Source organism: Glutamicibacter sp. BS14, assembly GCF_056934375.1.
Genome location: NZ_CM167801.1, coordinates 2,255,243 through 2,273,354, shown reverse-complemented (window position 1 = coordinate 2,273,354; position 18,112 = coordinate 2,255,243). Strand labels below are relative to the sequence as shown.

General features: G+C 57.4%; 14 protein-coding genes and 4 tRNA genes. 4 read left to right on the top strand and 14 right to left on the bottom strand.

Annotation, left to right across the window (positions count from 1 at the left end):
• Positions 1 to 334 precede the first annotated feature (334 nt).
• On the top strand, positions 335 to 2,956 hold the full coding sequence (valS, locus tag AC1Z36_RS10790; protein WP_105658467.1) for a valine--tRNA ligase: 2,622 nt from the start codon (positions 335 to 337) through the stop codon (positions 2,954 to 2,956).
• A gap of 56 nt (positions 2,957 to 3,012) precedes the next feature.
• On the opposite strand, the gene AC1Z36_RS10785 is transcribed toward valS, so the two are convergent.
• The 13 genes from AC1Z36_RS10785 to AC1Z36_RS10725 all read right to left on the bottom strand — a co-directional run bounded on the left by AC1Z36_RS10785 (position 3,013) and on the right by AC1Z36_RS10725 (position 13,306).
• Positions 3,013 to 3,207: a hypothetical protein gene (locus tag AC1Z36_RS10785; RefSeq protein ID WP_146112904.1), complete on the bottom strand. Its 195-nt coding sequence runs from the start codon at positions 3,205 to 3,207 to the stop codon at positions 3,013 to 3,015.
• 70 nt (positions 3,208 to 3,277) lie between these two features.
• The gene (locus AC1Z36_RS10780; protein ID WP_105658466.1) at positions 3,278 to 4,285 is read right to left on the bottom strand and encodes a trypsin-like serine peptidase; all 1,008 of its coding nucleotides are present in this window, start codon (positions 4,283 to 4,285) and stop codon (positions 3,278 to 3,280) included.
• 898 nt (positions 4,286 to 5,183) lie between these two features.
• Positions 5,184 to 5,792: a mycothiol-dependent nitroreductase Rv2466c family protein gene (locus AC1Z36_RS10775; protein ID WP_105658465.1), complete on the bottom strand. Its 609-nt coding sequence runs from the start codon at positions 5,790 to 5,792 to the stop codon at positions 5,184 to 5,186.
• A 40-nt stretch (positions 5,793 to 5,832) separates the two neighbouring features.
• The gene (clpX, locus tag AC1Z36_RS10770; protein WP_105658464.1) at positions 5,833 to 7,125 is read right to left on the bottom strand and encodes an ATP-dependent Clp protease ATP-binding subunit ClpX; all 1,293 of its coding nucleotides are present in this window, start codon (positions 7,123 to 7,125) and stop codon (positions 5,833 to 5,835) included.
• 167 nt (positions 7,126 to 7,292) lie between these two features.
• On the bottom strand, positions 7,293 to 7,952 hold the full coding sequence (locus tag AC1Z36_RS10765; RefSeq protein WP_105658463.1) for an ATP-dependent Clp protease proteolytic subunit: 660 nt from the start codon (positions 7,950 to 7,952) through the stop codon (positions 7,293 to 7,295).
• 47 nt (positions 7,953 to 7,999) lie between these two features.
• On the bottom strand, positions 8,000 to 8,623 hold the full coding sequence (locus tag AC1Z36_RS10760) for an ATP-dependent Clp protease proteolytic subunit (RefSeq protein WP_286134321.1): 624 nt from the start codon (positions 8,621 to 8,623) through the stop codon (positions 8,000 to 8,002).
• Positions 8,624 to 8,846: 223 nt separating this feature from the next.
• Entirely contained in the window at positions 8,847 to 10,178 is a 1,332-nt protein-coding gene (gene tig, locus AC1Z36_RS10755; RefSeq protein ID WP_105658461.1) for a trigger factor, read from the bottom strand.
• 87 nt (positions 10,179 to 10,265) lie between these two features.
• Positions 10,266 to 10,340: transfer RNA gene (locus AC1Z36_RS10750), tRNA-Pro, on the bottom strand.
• A 157-nt stretch (positions 10,341 to 10,497) separates the two neighbouring features.
• Positions 10,498 to 10,572 (bottom strand) — tRNA-Pro (locus AC1Z36_RS10745).
• Positions 10,573 to 10,714: 142 nt separating this feature from the next.
• Positions 10,715 to 10,789: transfer RNA gene (locus AC1Z36_RS10740), tRNA-Pro, on the bottom strand.
• A gap of 812 nt (positions 10,790 to 11,601) precedes the next feature.
• A tRNA-Gly gene (locus tag AC1Z36_RS10735) sits at positions 11,602 to 11,675 on the bottom strand.
• Between the two features lie 186 nt (positions 11,676 to 11,861).
• Positions 11,862 to 12,830: an Fpg/Nei family DNA glycosylase gene (locus AC1Z36_RS10730; protein ID WP_483561247.1), complete on the bottom strand. Its 969-nt coding sequence runs from the start codon at positions 12,828 to 12,830 to the stop codon at positions 11,862 to 11,864.
• Between the two features lie 2 nt (positions 12,831 to 12,832).
• Positions 12,833 to 13,306 carry a ribose-5-phosphate isomerase gene (locus tag AC1Z36_RS10725; RefSeq protein WP_105659202.1) on the bottom strand — a complete coding sequence of 158 codons (474 nt, stop codon included), beginning with the start codon at positions 13,304 to 13,306 and terminating at the stop codon, positions 12,833 to 12,835.
• Positions 13,307 to 13,595: 289 nt separating this feature from the next.
• Here AC1Z36_RS10725 and pepN point away from each other — a divergent pair, with 289 nt between their 5' ends.
• The 3 genes from pepN (at position 13,596) to AC1Z36_RS10710 (ending at position 17,240) form a co-directional block, all read left to right on the top strand.
• A complete protein-coding gene (pepN, locus tag AC1Z36_RS10720; RefSeq protein WP_105659201.1) occupies positions 13,596 to 16,151 on the top strand; it encodes an aminopeptidase N in 2,556 nt (851 codons plus the stop codon).
• Positions 16,152 to 16,232: 81 nt separating this feature from the next.
• Entirely contained in the window at positions 16,233 to 16,709 is a 477-nt protein-coding gene (locus AC1Z36_RS10715; RefSeq protein ID WP_105659200.1) for an OsmC family protein, read from the top strand.
• 12 nt (positions 16,710 to 16,721) lie between these two features.
• The gene (locus tag AC1Z36_RS10710) at positions 16,722 to 17,240 is read left to right on the top strand and encodes a globin (protein WP_105659199.1); all 519 of its coding nucleotides are present in this window, start codon (positions 16,722 to 16,724) and stop codon (positions 17,238 to 17,240) included.
• Positions 17,241 to 17,296: 56 nt separating this feature from the next.
• Here the strand turns inward: AC1Z36_RS10710 and AC1Z36_RS10705 are convergent, their stop codons facing one another.
• The gene (locus AC1Z36_RS10705; RefSeq protein WP_105659198.1) at positions 17,297 to 17,956 is read right to left on the bottom strand and encodes a DUF8185 domain-containing protein; all 660 of its coding nucleotides are present in this window, start codon (positions 17,954 to 17,956) and stop codon (positions 17,297 to 17,299) included.
• Positions 17,957 to 18,112: the final 156 nt, after the last annotated feature.

Below are 18,112 nucleotides of genomic sequence, written 5' to 3'. Positions count from 1 at the left end.
CAGGGCCATGGCCGATGCTGTCCCGCCTGCGCCTACTGCGCGGCGGTAACGTGCAGCTGGCGCGGCTGCCGGAGGAATGCAATCGGAGGGAATATCTTGCGTAAGCGGAGCCATGCAGGAATGCGCCAACGCCAGACGGCGCTGCTATGCCCGGGTGCACCGTGCCGCTGGTGCGGGCGACAAGGCGATTCGGCGTTCGCGGCAGGACGGCTGAGCCAAGGGCCGCCGGTCCGGCACAGGCTTTTGATCCAGCTGGTCCCGGCTGGACAGCGGCGTGGTGCAAGCCATGGGCAACAATGACTGTGCGCCGGGCAAAACATGGAAGAATAGACGTATGGCAGAAGAAAACTTGGGCACAGACACGCCCGCAACGGTTTCCGTTCCTGACAAGCCCGCTTTGGAAGGCTTGGAAGAACGTCTTTCGTCCCGGTGGCGCACCGAGGGCACCTATCACTTCAATGAGGACACGACTCGCGAAGCCGTGTACTCCATCGACACTCCCCCGCCAACCGCTTCGGGTTCGCTGCACGTAGGACACATGTTCTCGTACACGCAGACCGACGTGTTGGCTCGCTACCAGCGCATGATCGGCAAGAACGTGTTCTACCCACTTGGTTGGGATGACAACGGCTTGCCTACCGAGCGCCGCGTGCAGAACTACTTCGGCGTCCGTTGCGACCCGACCAAGCCGTACATCGAGGGCTACCGTCCACCGGAAAAGCCTGCGAAGAACCAGCGCGACTGGGATGTCATCAGCCGCAAGAACTTCATCGAGATCTGTGAAGAGCTGGCGGTCGAAGACGAAAAGGTCTTCGAGCAGCTGTTCACCACCCTGGGCCTTTCGGTGGACTGGCGCATGACCTACCGCACGATCGACGACAATTCGCGTGCAACTTCGCAGCGCGCCTTCCTGGACAACCTGGCAAAGGGCGACGCCTACATGGCTGAAGCTCCAACCCTGTGGGACGTGACCTTCCGTACCGCAGTGGCCCAGGCCGAACTCGAAGACCGGGAAATGCCCGGCGCCTACTACCGTTATGCATTCGACGCTGAAAACGGCGAGCAGGTCTTCATCGAGACCACCCGCCCGGAACTGCTCGCTGCTTGCGCCGCGCTAGTGGCCCACCCGGATGACGAGCGCTACCAGCACTTGTTCGGCAAGACCGTGACCTCGCCGATCTTCGGAGTTCCCGTCACCGTCCACCCGCACCCATTGGCCCAGGCCGACAAGGGTTCTGGCATTGCCATGGTGTGCACGTTTGGCGACTTGACCGACGTGACCTGGTGGCGCGAACTGCAGCTGCCAACCCGTCCGATCATTGGACGCGACGGCCGCATCCTTGCAGACACCCCCGAGTGGATCACCACCGAGGCCGGCAAGGAAGCGTACGCCCAGATTTCGGCAAAGACCGTGTTCTCCGCCAAGGAAACCGTCGTCGAGATGCTTTCCGACGCGGGCCTGCTTGATGGCGAGCCGAAGAAGATTTCCCGTCCGGTGAACTTCTTCGAAAAGGGCGACAAGCCGCTGGAAATCGTGACCTCGCGCCAGTGGTACATCCGCAACGGCGGCCGTGATGAAGAACGCCGCAACCAGATGATCGCACGCGGCCAGGAAATTGATTTCCACCCGTCGTTCATGCGCTCGCGCTACGAAAACTGGGTTTCGGGCCTGAACGGCGACTGGCTCGTTTCCCGCCAGCGCTTCTTCGGCGTACCAGTGCCAGTGTGGTACCAGGTCAACGAGCACGGCGAACCGAACTACGATGCGCCGCTGTTGCCGACCATCGACCAGCTTCCGGTTGACCCGGCAGCAGACGCGCCGACCGGCTACACCGAGGACCAGCGCGGCTCCGCTAACGGCTTCATTGGCGATGCCGATGTCCTGGACACCTGGGCAACCAGCTCGCTGACCCCGCAAATCGCTGGCCGTTGGGGCCGTGACGACGAGTTCTTCTCGAAGGTCTACCCCTTCGACCTGCGCCCGCAGGGCCACGACATCATCCGTACTTGGCTGTTCTCCACCGCGGTTCGCGCAGATTCCCTGCACGGCAACGCTCCGTGGAAGCACGCTGCGATTTCGGGCTGGATCCTGGATCCGGACCGCAAGAAGATGTCCAAGTCCAAGGGCAACGTGGTTGTACCTAACGAAGTCCTGGATAAGTTCGGCGCGGACGCCGTACGCTACTGGGCGGCCAGTGCCAAGCTGGGTGCCGATACCGCGTATGAAATCAACCAGATGAAGATCGGCCGCCGCCTGGCCATCAAGATCCTCAACGCCTCGAAGTTCGTGCTGAACTTGGGCGCGACCGACGCCAACGTCTTGACCGATGACGCTTCGGTAGTCACCAACGGGCTGGATCGTTCGCTGCTCGCTCGCCTGTCGACCGTTATCGAAGACGCCCAGCGCGCTTTCGACAACTACGACTATGCTCGCGCGCTGGATATCACCGAGTCGTTCTTCTGGTCGTTCACCGACGACTACGTCGAATTGGTCAAGGACCGCGCCTACGGCGGCCACGGCGAAGCCGAGCAGGCGTCGGTTCTGGCTACCCTGGCCACCACCCTTGATTCCGTGCTGCGGCTGTTCGCGCCATTCCTGCCATTCGCTACCGAAGAGGTTTGGGGTTGGTGGCGCACCGGGTCGGTGCACCTGACCCAGTGGCCAAGCACCGGGCACTTGTCCGCTGCAGTGGAGGGCTCCGACCCGGCGGTACTGCCACTGGTTGGCGTCGCTCTCTCGGGCATCCGCAAGGCCAAGTCCGATGCGAAGGTCAAGCAGCGTACCGAAGTGCTCTCGGGCGAGATCCACGCTCCAGCGTCTCAGGTTGCGCAGCTCAAGGCAGGATTCGAGGACTTGAAGTCCGCGGCGAACGCCCGTGAGCTGACCCTGGTTGAAGCCGACGGTGAAATGACTGTCACCAACGTTGAATTGGCTCCGGCTGAAGAAACCGAATAGCAGTTGAACCAGAAAAACCGGTTGCCATCCCGTCATCGGGATGGCAACCGGTTTTGCTATTTCTGCCCTTGCTCCTCCCCCGCATCAGGGTCATCCGTCTCGGGTGGAGACTGGACGGTTTTCTCCATGGGCCGAGCCGCGCGTCGACGTTCGCCGGTGAAGTGTTCCAGTTGGTCTTCCGCGCTGGACTCAAGACGATGCTTCTGGACCGAGTCTTCTGACCCGGCAGCTGGCGAATTTCCGTCGGTCATCTTCTCTTCCCATCTACTTGCAGCCAGCAGCTGGATCCCCATCGATGTCCAGCTGCTGGGTTATTAGTGCTTAGTTCTGCGCGCTCTGGTATGCCTGCTGGATCACCGAGCCCCAGTACGGTCCGAACATGGTGTCGCGCACCGAGCTGTAGCCGAAGCTGTTCACAGAGTTCTGGTAGCCGTTAGATCCACTCCCCAGGAACCATGGGCCACCGGACGAGCCGCCGGTCATGTTGCATGGAATGCCTTGGGACTGGGACTGGCCAAACGGATCGTCGCTGGAGTATCCGCTGCACGATTGCAAGGTCTCGCCGTTGAATGGCGAAGCAGCTGGGTAGCCGTAAGCAGTGTAGTACTCTCCGCGCGCCTGGTTGAAGGCGACCCCCGAAGCGCCAACAGCATCAGTCAAGGACGCACCACCGCTGGAGCTGACCACGGCGAAGCCTGTGTCATAGGTGATGTCCCCGCCATTTGACCATTCAGTTGGTGCCACCAGCTCGGTCGCTGCGAAGGAACCGTAGGGTGCTTTGCCGTTTTCATAGGCTGGAACGAAGACCCAACGGGTTGCGAATGAACCGGGTCCTTCATTCAGGCAGTGGCCAGCGGTGGAGACCGTCGACTCGTTGGCGGAGACGACAGCGTTGCCAGAGCACACGTAGTCTGATCCGCCGAGAGTGAAGAACACCTTGCCGATGTGCGAAACCGGTGTTTCCTGGGTAGCGCGAGTCTTGCCACCCTTCGTTTGGGCCTGCTTTCCGGCTGCCGCCTGCGCGCCATGACCGGCGACCTTGGCCGGCTTGCCGGCTTCAACCTTGGCAGCCGAACCCGACTTGCCAGCTACGAGTGAATCTGCGTTCTTTGCGGCTTTCATCCGATCCGCGGTCCAGTAGGATACCGCTGCGTCAGCCTTCTGTTCCGAGATCGTGATTGACTCGACGTCGCCACCAGTGGTCGTCGGCGCTGCCGAGGCCATCGGTGCCACGCCGAGCATCAGCGCGCCTGCAAGAACCGCGGCGCTTGCCAGCTTGTGGCGCCCCTTGCCCTTGGATGAATCCGTAATTAGAGAACGAATCTGCACGATTTAACTCCTTGTCCAGTGGCTTCTTTGCCACTATCGATGGGGGTGCTGTTGCACTCGTGGGAAACAGTCAAACACACACTTCAAGCATTTTCTACAGGAATATTTTCCTCCGCCCGCCGCGTCACCGACCTGCAACGGCCACCAAGTTGTGAAGCGAAATAGTTTTGAAACAGATACTTTCAATCGATTCCCCGGCGCCACGACTCCCCTTCGAATGAGCCCGTGCATTTCTGGTGATTTCAAACCAGCCCCTGAATACCAGTGAGCCGAATCACACGCCCAGAGTCCGGCCTTGCCGCGCGAGACCGGAGAAGCGTGTCTGAATATATGAAATAGAAGCTTCGGTAACAGATACTTTCCCGGCTCCGCGATGTCTGCCCTGTAGGAAAAAATATGCATTAATTAGGCTTTAAAATTGGACTTATTCGACACCCAATAGAGCCGGTTGCCGATGCCGACGGCCTACCTCCACGACTTGCCTTGCAATCCGATGACGCCTGCGCACTCTGCAAAGGCAGCTTGAACTGTCCGCCCGCCGCGCGCCGTTGCCCTGGATTGATGAGTCATCATCCGAGCCTAAGAAACGGAGGTTCGAACGACGCACCAATTGGACTGCGGAACCGTCCCTGGCCAATATGAACCGCGTGCTCCGCGATCCGACGAGAAGGTGAAGCACCGGTGCAACGAATGGCGGATGCACAGAATACTGGTCCGGCCCATGCGGATCGGCGCCTTGATGGCGCACCTTCCTCCGTCGGCGGATAGCCAATCGTCCCGTGGATTAGTGGCATCGGAGGGCGAACACCCGGCCCTCCATGCCAAGCGCCTTCACTGATTAAAAACCAAGGACGCTGCCTCGCAATGAGACAACGTCCTTGGAACAGAAAATTCCCGCTTAGTCGAAAACCGGGCTTTCGGTACGAGTGCGCTTCATTTCGAAGAAGTACGGGAAGGATGCGAGCTGCGCCGCAGCGTCAAACATCTTTCCTGCATCTTCCCCAGTTGGAATACGGGTAATGACCGGACCGAAGAAAGCAACGCCATCAACGGCGACGATTGGCGTGCCTACATCCTGCCCCACCAAGTTGATGCCTGCCTCGTGGCTCGAGCGCAGCACGTCATCGTTGGCATCGGTATTCGCAGCTTCAGCGAGTTCCGCCGGCAATCCCGCCTTCTTCAGCGCCTTGGCGATGACTTCATCACGATCTTCGATCTTCTCGTAATGGAATAGTTCACCCATGGCGGTGTACAAGCTGTCCTTGACTCCCTCGCCGTGTTCCTGGGCAGCACGCGTGACCACCCGCACCGGCCCCCATGAGATGTCCATCTTGGCGCGGTAGTCAGCTGGAAGGTCGCGGCCTTCGTTAAGCATCGAGAGGCTCATGACGTTCCAGTTCACGTCGATGTCGCGGACCTTCTCCACTTCCTTGATCCAGCGGCTCGTCGCCCAAGCGAACGGGCAGATTGGATCGAACCAAAAATCTACTTGCTGACGTTCAGCCATGAACTACCAACTTTCTTCCGAAGAGAATTTTTGAATACGGCTAGGCGGACTTCATATCGCGCTTGGCCACCATCGCGTGAGAGAGCAACGTGGGATCTTCACGGTCAATGACGGTTGCCCGAGTAATGACCACCTCGGCAACATCGTCGCGGCTTGGAAGGTCGAACATTACGCCGCCAAGGGTTTCCTCAAGAATCGACCGCAAACCACGCGCGCCGGTCTCACGCGCAATAGCCTGTTCTGCGATTGCTTCCAGTGCCGACTGGTCGAAGCTCAAAGCTACGCCATCCATCTGGAACATCTTCTGGTACTGCTTGAGAAGTGCGTTCTTTGGTTCGGTCAGTACGCGCACTAGCGCGTCCTTATCCAGATGCTCCACCGTGGTGATCACCGGCAGGCGACCAATGAATTCTGGAATCAGGCCGAACTTGAGCAAGTCTTCCGGCCGAACATCCGAGTAGGAAGCGGTCTCCGACTTCAGCGCTTTCAGCGGAGCACCGAAACCGATGCCTTTCTGCCCTGCCCGCGAAGAAATAATTTCTTCCAGTCCGGCAAAGGCGCCGGCAACGATGAACAGGATATTGGTGGTGTCGAGCTGAATGAAATCCTGGTGAGGGTGCTTGCGGCCACCCTGGGGCGGCACCGCAGCGACAGTGCCTTCAAGGATCTTCAGAAGCGCCTGCTGGACGCCTTCACCGGAAACGTCCCGGGTGATCGAAGGGTTCTCGCTCTTGCGGGAAATCTTGTCGATCTCGTCAATATAGATGATGCCGGTCTCGGCCTTCTTGACGTCATAGTCGGCAGCTTGAAGCAGCTTGAGAAGAATATTTTCCACATCTTCACCCACGTAGCCTGCTTCAGTCAGGCTTGTAGCGTCGGCGACAGCGAAAGGAACATTCAGCTTCTTCGCCAGCGACTGCGCCAGGTACGTCTTACCGCATCCGGTAGGACCAATAAGCATGATGTTGGACTTCGAGACTTCCACATCATCCAGCGGGTCATCGTTAGTCAGCGCCGCAACAGGACCGTGGTCCTGGTTGCCGTGGATACGCTTGTAGTGGTTATAGACAGCGACCGAGAGAGCACGCTTGGCGTTCTCCTGGCCGATGACGTATTCCTGCAACGAGTTGAAGATCTCGCGTGGCTTAGCCAAGGAGAACTCTTCGTGCACCTGCTCTTCGGCGAACTCTTCAGCGATGATTTCGTTGCAGAGTTCGATGCATTCAGTACAAATGTAGACACCATGGCCTGCAATTAGCTTCTTAACCTGCTTCTGGCTCTTCCCGCAGAAAGAGCATTTCAACAGATCCGAGCCTTCACCCATGCGTCCCATCGCACCATTCTCCCGTTTACTTGAGTAGCTGTGGACTTACTCAATTCTAGGCTAGTAGTCCCCCAAATTAGATGAATATGGCGGTTTACCTGTGTTGTGCCGTCTGCCTTTGGACAGACCAGCAACTAGGTAAACCGCCATTCATCATGGATTATTCCAAGTATGCGCTAGCTTCCCAGCTGAGCACGGTTCAGCTTACGAGGAGTCAATACCTCGTCTACGATGCCGTACACCTTGGCTTCGCTAGCAGTCATGAACAAGTCACGCTCCACGTCGCCGCGCACCTTCTCAACGTCCTGGCCGGAGTGGGAGGCAATGGTCTCTTCCAGCCAGCTGCGCATGCGCATAACTTCCTCGGCCTGGATCTGCAGGTCAGTCGCGGTGCCGCGTTCGCCGCCACCCATTGCTGGCTGGTGGATCAATACGCGCGCGTTAGGCAGGGCCAAACGCTTGCCCGGGGTACCAGCTGCGAGCAGTACTGCTGCTGCGGACGCCGCCTGGCCAAGGCACACGGTCTGGACCTCTGGGCGGATGAACTGAATCGTGTCGTAGATTGCAGTCATCGCGGTGAAGGAACCACCTGGCGAATTGATGTACAGGGTAACGTCGCGCTCAGGGTCCATGGATTCCAGGACCAGCAGCTGGGCCATCACGTCATCGGCCGATGCGTCATCAACCTGGGCGCCGAGGAAGATGATGCGATCTTCGAATAGCTTTGCGTATGGGTCCTGGCGCTTGAAGCCGTATGGGGTGCGCTCTTCGAACTGTGGCAGGATGTAGCGGGCCGACGGCATCTGACCGCTAACGGCTTCCGGATTGAAGTTCATGGTTTTCTCCTAGGACAAATCTTTGGGTATCAAGCGATGCGGTGCGACTATTTGTTGTCGTCGCCTACGAAACCGTTGACCGAGCCTGCGTGGGTTGCGATCTGATCGAAGAAGCCGTACTTCAAGCCATCTTCTGCGGTGAACCACTTATCACGCTGGTTGTCGATGAGGATCTGCTCCACGGTCTGACCGGTCTGTTCTGCAGTCAACTCGCTCATGACCTTCTTCATGTGCATGATCAGTTCAGCCTGGATCTTGATATCCGAGGCGGTACCGCCGATGCCGCCCGATGGCTGGTGCATCAGGATGCGGGCGTTCGGCGTAGCGAAACGCTTGCCCGGGGTGCCCGAGGACAGCAGGAACTGGCCCATCGATGCGGCCAGACCGGTTGCTACGGTCACGACGTCATTCGGGATGAAGTTCATGGTGTCGTAGATGGCCATGCCAGCGGTGATCGATCCACCTGGCGAGTTGATGTACAGGTAGATGTCCTTCTCAGGATCCTCTGCCGAGAGCAGCAGCAACTGCGAGCAAATGGCATTCGCATTGTCGTCGCGGACGTCGGAGCCCAGCCAGATGATGCGCTCCTTGAGCAGGCGGTTGTAGATGTAGTCATCACGGCCGGCCGGCTCTGCGGCTGCCATAGTGGGAGTGCGCGAATCATTTGACATGTTCTCTACCTCTTCCAAACGTGTAGATCAGTTTCTGGAATCTCTGTTTCTAATCCCATAGCTACAACTGGTTACTTTGAGATTACTTACTTCAAGCCATTCTTGGGCCGTTTCATGCCCCTGTTTCGCTCACGGCGCATGATGCACGCCCGCAGCGAACAAAAATGGCCATCGGCGGCTTGTTTTGAACAAGCGGCCGATGGCCATCAGAGTTTAGTGAAGACTACTTGGCCTCTTCGGCCTCAACCTCAGCAGCTTCTTCTTCACCGGCTGGCTTGACGAAGGAGGTCAGGTCAACTGCGGCACCGTTGGAATCGGTAACCTTAGCGAACTCGAGAACCTTTGCAAGTGCCTTGCGGCGGCGAACTTCGCCCATGAGCATTGGAACCTGGCCTGCGCCGTCCAGCATCTGTGCAAACTGGTTTGGCTCCATGCCGTACTGGCCTGCGGTCTGAACGATGTAGTCGATCAGCTCGGACTGCTCGACGCCAACTTCTTCAGCATCTGCAACAGCGTCGAGGATGATCTCGTTCTTGAAAGCACGCTCGGTGTTCTCGCGAACCTCTGCGCGGTGCTCTTCGGTGTCGTGGTCTGCTTCAGCGTCTGGTGCGTTGAAGTGCTGCTCGATCTGCTCATCGATAACCGATGCAGGAACAGGAACCTCAACCAGTTCAACCAGCTTGTCCAGAACCAGCTCGCGAGCCTCTACGCCCTGCTCGACAACCTTGCCCTCTGCAGCGTCCTTCGACAGGTTCTCGCGCAGCTCGGCGATGGTGTCGAATTCCGAAGCCAGCTGAGCGAAGTCATCGTTAGCTTCTGGCAGTTCGCGCTGCTTCACAGCGTTGACGACAACCTTGACGGTTGCGGTCTTGCCGGCGTGCTCGCCGCCAGCCAGGGTGGTCTCGAAGGTTGCGTCTTCGCCGGCAGACAGGCCGGTAACAGCCTCGTCCATGCCCTCAAGCATGTTGCCGGAACCGATCTGGTAGGACAGGCCCTGTGCGGAGTCGACTTCTTCGCCTTCTACAGCAGCGGTCAGGTCGATGGTCACGAAGGAGTCTGCAGCTGCTGGAGCTTCAACTTCCTTCAGGGTGCCGAAGCGGCCGCGCAGATCGTCGAGAGCCTTCTCGATGTCCTCGTCAGCAACTTCCTTGGCCTCAACAGAAACTTCGATGCCCTTGTAGTCCGGAAGTTCAACCTTCGGACGTACGTCTACCTCGAGGGTGAAGACCAGCTGGCCTTCGCCTTCCTTTTCGAGGGATGGCAATTCGGTGATGTCTACCTCTGGGCGGGACAGCGGGGTGAGTTCGTTCTCAACCATTGCCTTCTGGTAGTACTCGTTCAGACCTTCGTTGACGGCAGTCTCGATGACATGGCCGCGACCGACGCGCTGGTCGATCATCTTTGCAGGAACTTTGCCCTTGCGGAAGCCTGGGATCTGAATCTGCTGAGCGATGGTCTTGTACGCCTCATCGACGCGGGGCTTCAGTTCCTCGTAAGGAACTTCAACGGTCAGCTTAACCCGGGTCGGGTTGACGTTTTCGACGGCGCTCTTCACAGCGTTGTACTCCTGAGTTGTCTAATATTAGGTCTAATCTGCAAAAAACCCCGCAACATGGTGGCGTTGCGGGGTTGTTCGACAGAGTCGGGGTGACAGGATTCGAACCTGCGACCTCACGCTCCCAAAGCGCGCGCTCTAGCCAAGCTGAGCTACACCCCGATTAGCAGTGAACAGTCTAACCCGAGTTATCCTGTATCCACTAATCGTTTGTGATGCTTACTAGTTACTTTTTACGGTTCTTAGTGATCACAAGATCTAAATTATATTTAGCTCTCAAATTTCACGAGCTGAATCCGAAGATTTTTCACTCGTAAAGTCGGGGTGACAGGATTCGAACCTGCGACCTCACGCTCCCAAAGCGCGCGCTCTAGCCAAGCTGAGCTACACCCCGATTAGCCAGGAAGCCGCATCAAGCGATGCTTTGCTCCAACTAACCGTTTTGCTTGAATACCGAGAATTTTTCAATTTCCGCCACTCACGAGGACTGATCTCTCAGTTCTCAATTCTACGGCTGAATTGCTTCAGCCATAAAGTCGGGGTGACAGGATTCGAACCTGCGACCTCACGCTCCCAAAGCGCGCGCTCTAGCCAAGCTGAGCTACACCCCGGTAAAGTTCAGAAGAAAGCTTGTTTCATCTGGACTAACCGTTTTGCAATCGGTCCGGGAATGTTTTGTTTCCCGTGCTGATCACAAGAAACTAAGTTACACGGGTTCGAACCAAAAGCAAAATCGAGGATTTTGCATGTTGCAGAAAGACATCCGCATGATTTAGCGGTTTTCCTCGTTTCACAAGCCAGAATTTAGCCAAAACTCGCTTTTTCGTGAGTTGAATTACAGGTGGATTTTCGAACGACCGCAACACCAGTGCCGCCGGCCGACTGGAAGACAAGAACCACCCATTCTCCTTTGAAGCATTGACTGGGACCCAGATGCGGCCGATTATTTTTTCCAGGTGTTCAAGCAGCGACTGTTGCTTTGCTCGGCGACCCGGCACATAATCCGTGGCTGCTGGACTGAACCCCGGTCGAAACCAAGCGTCACGCTTGCAAACCTGACGCCATGCCAACAGCTCCCAGGCAGGCGTGAGGAGGGTGCGAGTTTGGCATATTTGAAAGCGGGAAATCGCCAATTCCCGAAGCTGCACCCCGGAACGCGAGGCTCATCGAATCAATTAGCGACGTTCGGCGACGACTCTTCTCCGCCGCTGACGAAGTGAAGGGGCCTGGGAAAAACGCTCCCCGCCGATGCATAAGAATGCGATTTGACGTCCAGGAGCAGAAAAAAATGGAAGCCGCAAACATTATCGGAGCCTCATTTCTGCAGTGACCCGAAATGGCTGCACTACGCAGAGGAGGCCAGGAAAAGAGCGGCCTTCGTCCAGATGCGCGAAAAGGCCCCGCACGGCGAGACCTTTTCATTTGGAGGGGATGACGGGAATCGAACCCGCATCATTAGTTTGGAAGACTAAGGCTTTACCACTAAGCTACATCCCCATTTCGAAGCTTCTGCGCTTCGAACAAGATTCAGTCTAGACCATAAAACTCTTGCTTTGCAAATCGGGGATTCCATGTCTCACTTGGCACCTCTCCCTTATCACTGCCGTACGGTGATGGTTAGCAAAACACGCCGACGAGCCTGAACGAAAAGAACTCCGCTCGTCCCATCGACGAATCTGCAGCTTATGCCTTCACATGTTTGCGCGGAAGCTTCTGGCAACGAGGGCACCAGTACAGCTTGCGAGCCGCGATTTCGGCCAGGGAAATCTGCGCCGAACATTTCCGGCACCCCATTCCCTGCCGCTGATAAACGTAGTACGCGTTATCGGGCCAAACCACGCCCTGTGGGTCGCGGTCTTCGGGCAAGGTAGTGATGATCTTGCCATCGCGAACGCCGTCTTCCATTACCGATACGATGTCCCACCAAAGTGATTTGGCCTTTTGAGCACTAAGTTCATTCGCCGGCAATTCCGGAGCGATTCGATTCCGGAATAGGGCTTCCGCTCGGTAGATATTGCCGACACCAGAAATGAGCGCCTGGTTCATGAGCACGATGCCAATGGCTGTCTTGGTCTTCATCAGGTTCGCCCGGAATTCCTTGAAGCCCGCTTCAAGCCGAATATCTGCGTCCGCTAAATCAGCCTGGCCTTTGGCTGCCCTGAAACGCACTGCGGACCCAATCAATGGATCCGGGCCGAGCTTATCCAGATGAATCTGGACCTGTTCGTATTCCAGAACCTCGCATGCAGTTGGCCCGCGCAAATCAGCCCAGCCGTGTTCGGAAACGATCCGCGCTCTAACTGCTCCTACCGGTGCGGGCGGGCCGGTGTACTTCTCAGCATCCGTACTGGCACTGGCTTCGATTTCACCAACCTTCCGAGGGGCGCCAATCGAGGAAGCACCCGTAAAGTAGCTGTCTCCCCCGAAATTGAACGCGCCATAGAGCCCCAGATGCACTCGCAGATAGAGATCGTTGGAAAAGCGGCAGAAGAGCTGCTTGCCCTTGGCAAAGGCCTGTTCCAGCTGATGGCCGTCGATGCGCGCGGCATCGGAGCTGAAACGGCCCTGCGGAGAAGTAACCAGGACCGTTTGCCCGCCAAAGACATCGTCGAACTGGCGGGCAAGTCGGTGAAGGGAATGACCTTCAGGCACGACTAGTCGATGACCTCGCCGGTCGTTTCATACGTGGCGATCTTGCCGATGCGGCGTACGTGGCGCTCCGCTTCGCTAAATGGTTCAGCGAGGAAGGCCTCGATAAGTTCCGCAGCTTCTTCTACTGAGTGCTGGCGCCCGCCAACGGCTATGACGTTGGCGTTGTTGTGCTCACGGGCCAATTTCGCGGTATCCATGTTCCACGCCAGTGCGGCGCGAATCCCTTCGACCTTGTTGGCAGCAATTTGTTCGCCGTTGCCGGAGCCGCCCAAGACGATACCCAGTGCGTCCACGCCCGCGCGCTGGTCATCAACAACAGCTTGTGCCGCGTTGATGCAGAATGCCGGGTAATCATCCTCCGGGTCATAGGACTTCGGGCCGTGGTTGACCATTTCGTAGCCCTTGGCGGTCAGGTGCTTTACCAGGTAGTCGCTGAGCTCAAGTCCTGCATGGTCAGTAGCGATATGCACGCGCATAGTCGATTGCCTCATTTACTAGGGAGGGTTCTTTTACTTTCCTATCTAGGATAGCGACCGCGGCACGCGCTCCGGCTACTTCTCAGCTGCGCATCACGGAGTATGAACCGAATAAGTCTCCGAGGCGTCCCAAAGCGTGCAATTTCGGGACGCTATTGGAAAATTGAGTAAATTGTTCGGCCCGATGACTTGCGCAATGCCCGGTCAAAGGTGACACAATAGACAGATATTCAATATTCATTTCACAACTTCCACCGGTGGATAGCCATCGCCAAGAATTGGAGAACCCATGCCAGGAATGAACCTCACTCGCGCCGAGGCCAGCGAACGCGCAAATCTGCTCAACGTTGACAGCTATGAGGTAAGCCTGGATCTTACTCGCGGTGAGCGCGTCTTCACTTCCAAGACTACGGTGCGGTTCTCCGCCACCGCCGGCGCTTCGACATTCATTGATGCAGTCACCGACTCGGTACGCTCCATCAATCTCAATGGCGTCGAGCTGGACCCAGCGCAGCATTCAGATGGCATCCGTATCCAGTTGCCGAACCTCGCCGCAGAAAACCTACTCGTGATCGACGCGGACGCGCTGTACATGAACACCGGCGAAGGCCTGCATCGATTCGTAGACCCAGTGGACCAGGAAGTCTACTTGTACACCCAGTTCGAGGTCGCGGACTGCCGGCGCATGTTCGCCGTCTTCGAGCAGCCTGATTTGAAGGCCACCTTCCAGTTCTCGGTCACCGCGCCAAAATACTGGAACGTTGTTTCCAACGCCCCGACTCCTGCGCCAGAGGAAAACGGGAATTCAGCAACTTGGGCCTTTGCCCCAACCCAGCGGATCTCGTGCTACATCACTGCCCTGATCGCAGGCCCCTACCAGGTCGCCCGCGATTCGCTGGTTTCCTCCAGCGGCCGCACCATCGAGCTGGGAGTCTTCGCCCGCGCATCCATGATGCAGTACCTGGACGTCGAGAACATCGTCACCGTGACCCGTCAGGGTTTCGAATTCTACGAGAAGAACTTCGGCACCCCATACCCATTCGAGAAGTACGATCAGTTGTTCGTTCCCGAATTCAACGCAGGCGCCATGGAAAACGCTGGAGCGGTGACCTTCCTCGAGGAATACATCTTCCGTTCCCGTCCAACCGGTGCCATGATTGAGCGCCGCGCGATCACCATCCTGCATGAGCTGGCACACATGTGGTTCGGTGACCTGGTCACCATGAAGTGGTGGAACGATCTGTGGCTCAATGAGTCCTTCGCAGAATTCATGTCCACTCTGGCGGCCGCGCAGAACACCGAGTTCACCAGCGCTTGGACCACCTTCAATACGTTGGAGAAGAACTGGGCCTACCGCCAGGACCAGTTGCCTTCCACCCACCCCATTGTCGCGGAGATCAATGACCTTGAAGACGTAGAGGTCAACTTCGATGGAATCACCTATGCCAAGGGGGCCAGCGTTCTGCGCCAGCTGGTAGCTTTCGTAGGCCAGGAAGAATTCATGGCTGGCGTACGCGAGTACTTCGCCAAGCATGCCTGGAAGAACACCGAGCTGCCAGACCTGCTCAAGGAACTGGAAGCCGCCAGCGGCCGCGATCTCAGCGGCTGGGGCGCATCCTGGCTGGAAACCGCTGGTGTGAACACCCTCAAAGCCGAAATTGAAACCGGCAATGACGGTGCTATTACGTCCTTTGCCATTCGCCAGTCCGCCGTTGCCCAGTTCCCGACTTTGCGCCAGCACCGACTTGCTGTTGGCTTCTACTCGCTCGATGAGGCCGGAACGCTGCAGCGCGTGCACCGCGAAGAACTTGATATCGATGGCGAGCTCACCTTCGTTCCCGCGCTGGCCGGCATGAAGCGCCCGGATTTGGTTCTGCTCAATGACGATGACCTGACCTACGCGAAGATCCGCCTGGATGAAGTTTCCTTGGCGACTGCCACCGAGCATCTGAAGGACTTCCAGGAGTCGCTGCCGCGCACTCTTGTTTGGTCAGCCGCGTGGGACTCTGTACGTGATGCCGAAGCCCCTGCAAGCACCTACGTCCAGTTGCTGCTGAACAATATTGGCCACGAGGTGGATTCCACGGTGATCATGGTGCTGTTGCGCCAGCTGAACACCTCGCTGGATCTTTTTGTTGCTGCAGAACGCAGCGAAGAACTTTCGGTGCAGGCTGCCGACCAGCTGTGGCAGCTGGCTTCCAATGCTGAAGCAGGCTCCGACGCGCAGCTGCAGTTCGTCAAGGCCTTCGCGCACCGCTCGCGCGCCGCCGCCCAGTTGGATCGCGTCAGGAACTTGTTCGACGGCTCGGCAAGCTTGCCAGGCCTGGCCGTTGACACCGATTTGCGCTGGTCCTTCGCAATCGCGCTGAGTGCCGGCGGCTACCTGAGCGATGCTGATCTCGACGCAGTTCTGGCCAGCGACGACACGGCCAAGGGCAAGGCGTCGTGGTACACCGCGCGAGCTTCCCGCCCAACTGCAGAAGCAAAGGCAGAGGCATTCGGGGCGGCAACCGCTGCTACCTTGTCCAACGATCAGCAAAGCGCCGTCATTTCCGGTTTCAACAACGTGCACCAGAACGCGTTGATCTCCGGATACGCCGAGGACTACTTCGGGCTGCTCGTCAACGCGTGGGAATCCTACTCGCATGAGATGGCCAAGCAGATTGTGATCGGCTTCTACCCCAGCTCCAACGTCTCGCAGGAAACTTTGGACCAGACGGATGCATTCCTGGAATCCCTGGGATCCAAGCACGCGGCGATGCGCCGTCTGCTGGTGGAATCGCGTGCCGACGTGGTCCGGGCTCTCGCTGCGCGTCGGGCGGACGCCGAGGCACTAGAAATCTAGGGTCGCTCGGATGGTGGCGGCGGCTTCTGCTCAATGCGGAAGCCGCCGCCACCTTTCGGTTAAAAGTGGGAGAATAGACCTATGGACCTCTCGCAACATGAATATCGGGTAGGGCTCGAATGGACAGGCAATCGTGGAACCGGAACGGAAAGCTACCGCAGCTACGGCCGGGACCATGTATTGCGCGCATCGGGCTTGCCAGATTTGCCGGGCACCGCGGATCCAACATTCCATGGGGATCGCGATCGCTGGAATCCAGAACAACTCCTGCTTGCTGCCCTGAGCCAATGCCACATGCTCTCGTTTCTGCATGTAGCAGTTACCCACGGCGTGAATATCACGGGTTATACGGACGATGCTTCTGGAACACTGCGTCTCAATCGGGATAACAGCGGTGAATTCACCCAAGCCATCTTGCGGCCCGTCGTTTACCTTGCCGATGAATCCCAACGAGAACTTGCCGATTCGCTCCACTCCCAGGCGAACAAGGTTTGCTTCATCGCCCGGTCCGTCAACTTCCCGGTTCTCCACGAGCCGGTATCCCCTAGCTCCTCCTGAGGATTTTTACGAATGACTGAAAACCTGCCACTTGCACATGACCCGAAAAAGGATCCCTTCAGCAATCCCCTGGTTCTAGGCCGATCCAGCCAAGAATTCTTGGATGCCGCCGAAACGCCGATCGACGTTGCCAACTATCCCGGTACCTTCTACGCAGAGGTTGGCGGTCGCGAGATTTTCGCTCAGCTGACCAAGAATTTCTACAGTTCCGTTGCCGAAGACGAGGATTTCCGTCGGATGTATCCAGAGAAGGAGCTTCGGGCTGCCCAAGTTCGCCTCCAGCTGTTCCTGGAACAATACTGGGGTGGTCCGACAACGTTCTCCGAGCATCGTGGCCACCCTCGGCTCCGCATGCGTCATGCAAATTACCCGGTGAACGGCCACTACCGTGATGTCTGGCTGGGCCATATGAACAAGGCTATCGACCAGCTAGAGCTGCCAATGCTGCAGGCCGAAACCCTTCGGGACTACTTCGAGCGTGCGGCTCACTCGTTGCTGAACACTCCGGATGAACACCGGAATCTGCTCTAAGAATTTATGGACTAGAACCGCCACGGGCGAGTTCTAGTCCATATCCTTATTACTGCTTAGCCGAGCAAAGAGGCTTTGCGGACAAGGACATGCCCTCGCTCGTTACTCAGTCGAGTCCAACTGCCATTGCGGAGTACTCGGCTTTGCCCGCCAGGCGCCAGGAAACCCAAGGCATGCATGGCAAATGCGGAGCCCATAGGAATCTTCAAATCTTCTCCTTGCACATCCGCAGCCCAAATTCGCTGCCGTATCTGCACAAGCACAGGCAATCCCGGGTTTTCCGGCAATGCTTGGGCGACGGCGTCGATGCCGTTTTGAGCTGAGGAAGTTAGCATGTCGTTCGCTACGGCTCCTGCATCTTCCCAGCCTGAGACCGGCACGGAGATCCCAGCCCATTTAGGGTTCTCTTCAACCGGTGGGAGCGCGAAGTCGACGGTTGACTCCCCCATGCGAGCAAGGCGATCCTGGATCGATGCCAAGGAATAGCTGGCCTTGAGATCTGCAGGCTGCGCCAAGCGATGAACTCGCATTCCGAGGATGGTATAGCCGCCTTGACCGAGGTCGGAAGGGACCAAAACAGGTACATAGACAGCCAAGGCCATATTTCGAGCGACGAATTGGGCCGCATCATCTTCAATTGTTTTCGCCCGGCTAATAAAGTTCGCTAAGTCGCTTACTGAATTACTGTCGTCGAAAATCACCGCATCACTAGCCATATATTTATCGTCTCACGGAGCGGCAACTACGCGTGGCGACTTTGCTCATGGCGTGATGCTGCTCCGTGAAACGTATAGTTTTCCTATGAGCCCGAATCTCAACTGAAAATATTACTTTCGAGTAGCATTAAATTTGGTTTTGTTCCGCTATCGCAT

Bases quoted from the DNA above. Each gene is read 5' to 3' on its own strand.
- AC1Z36_RS10705 (WP_105659198.1), bottom strand. From the start codon at position 17,956: ATGGCTAGTGATGCGGTGATTTTCGACGACAGTAATTCAGTAAGCGAC.
- valS (WP_105658467.1), top strand. From the start codon at position 335: ATGGCAGAAGAAAACTTGGGCACAGACACGCCCGCAACGGTTTCCGTT.
- AC1Z36_RS10760 (WP_286134321.1), bottom strand. From the start codon at position 8,623: ATGTCAAATGATTCGCGCACTCCCACTATGGCAGCCGCAGAGCCGGCC.
- clpX (WP_105658464.1), bottom strand. From the start codon at position 7,125: ATGGGACGCATGGGTGAAGGCTCGGATCTGTTGAAATGCTCTTTCTGC.
- AC1Z36_RS10785 (WP_146112904.1), bottom strand. From the start codon at position 3,207: ATGACCGACGGAAATTCGCCAGCTGCCGGGTCAGAAGACTCGGTCCAG.
- AC1Z36_RS10775 (WP_105658465.1), bottom strand. From the start codon at position 5,792: ATGGCTGAACGTCAGCAAGTAGATTTTTGGTTCGATCCAATCTGCCCG.
- AC1Z36_RS10715 (WP_105659200.1), top strand. From the start codon at position 16,233: ATGGACCTCTCGCAACATGAATATCGGGTAGGGCTCGAATGGACAGGC.
- pepN (WP_105659201.1), top strand. From the start codon at position 13,596: ATGCCAGGAATGAACCTCACTCGCGCCGAGGCCAGCGAACGCGCAAAT.
- AC1Z36_RS10710 (WP_105659199.1), top strand. From the start codon at position 16,722: ATGACTGAAAACCTGCCACTTGCACATGACCCGAAAAAGGATCCCTTC.
- AC1Z36_RS10725 (WP_105659202.1), bottom strand. From the start codon at position 13,306: ATGCGCGTGCATATCGCTACTGACCATGCAGGACTTGAGCTCAGCGAC.
- AC1Z36_RS10765 (WP_105658463.1), bottom strand. From the start codon at position 7,952: ATGAACTTCAATCCGGAAGCCGTTAGCGGTCAGATGCCGTCGGCCCGC.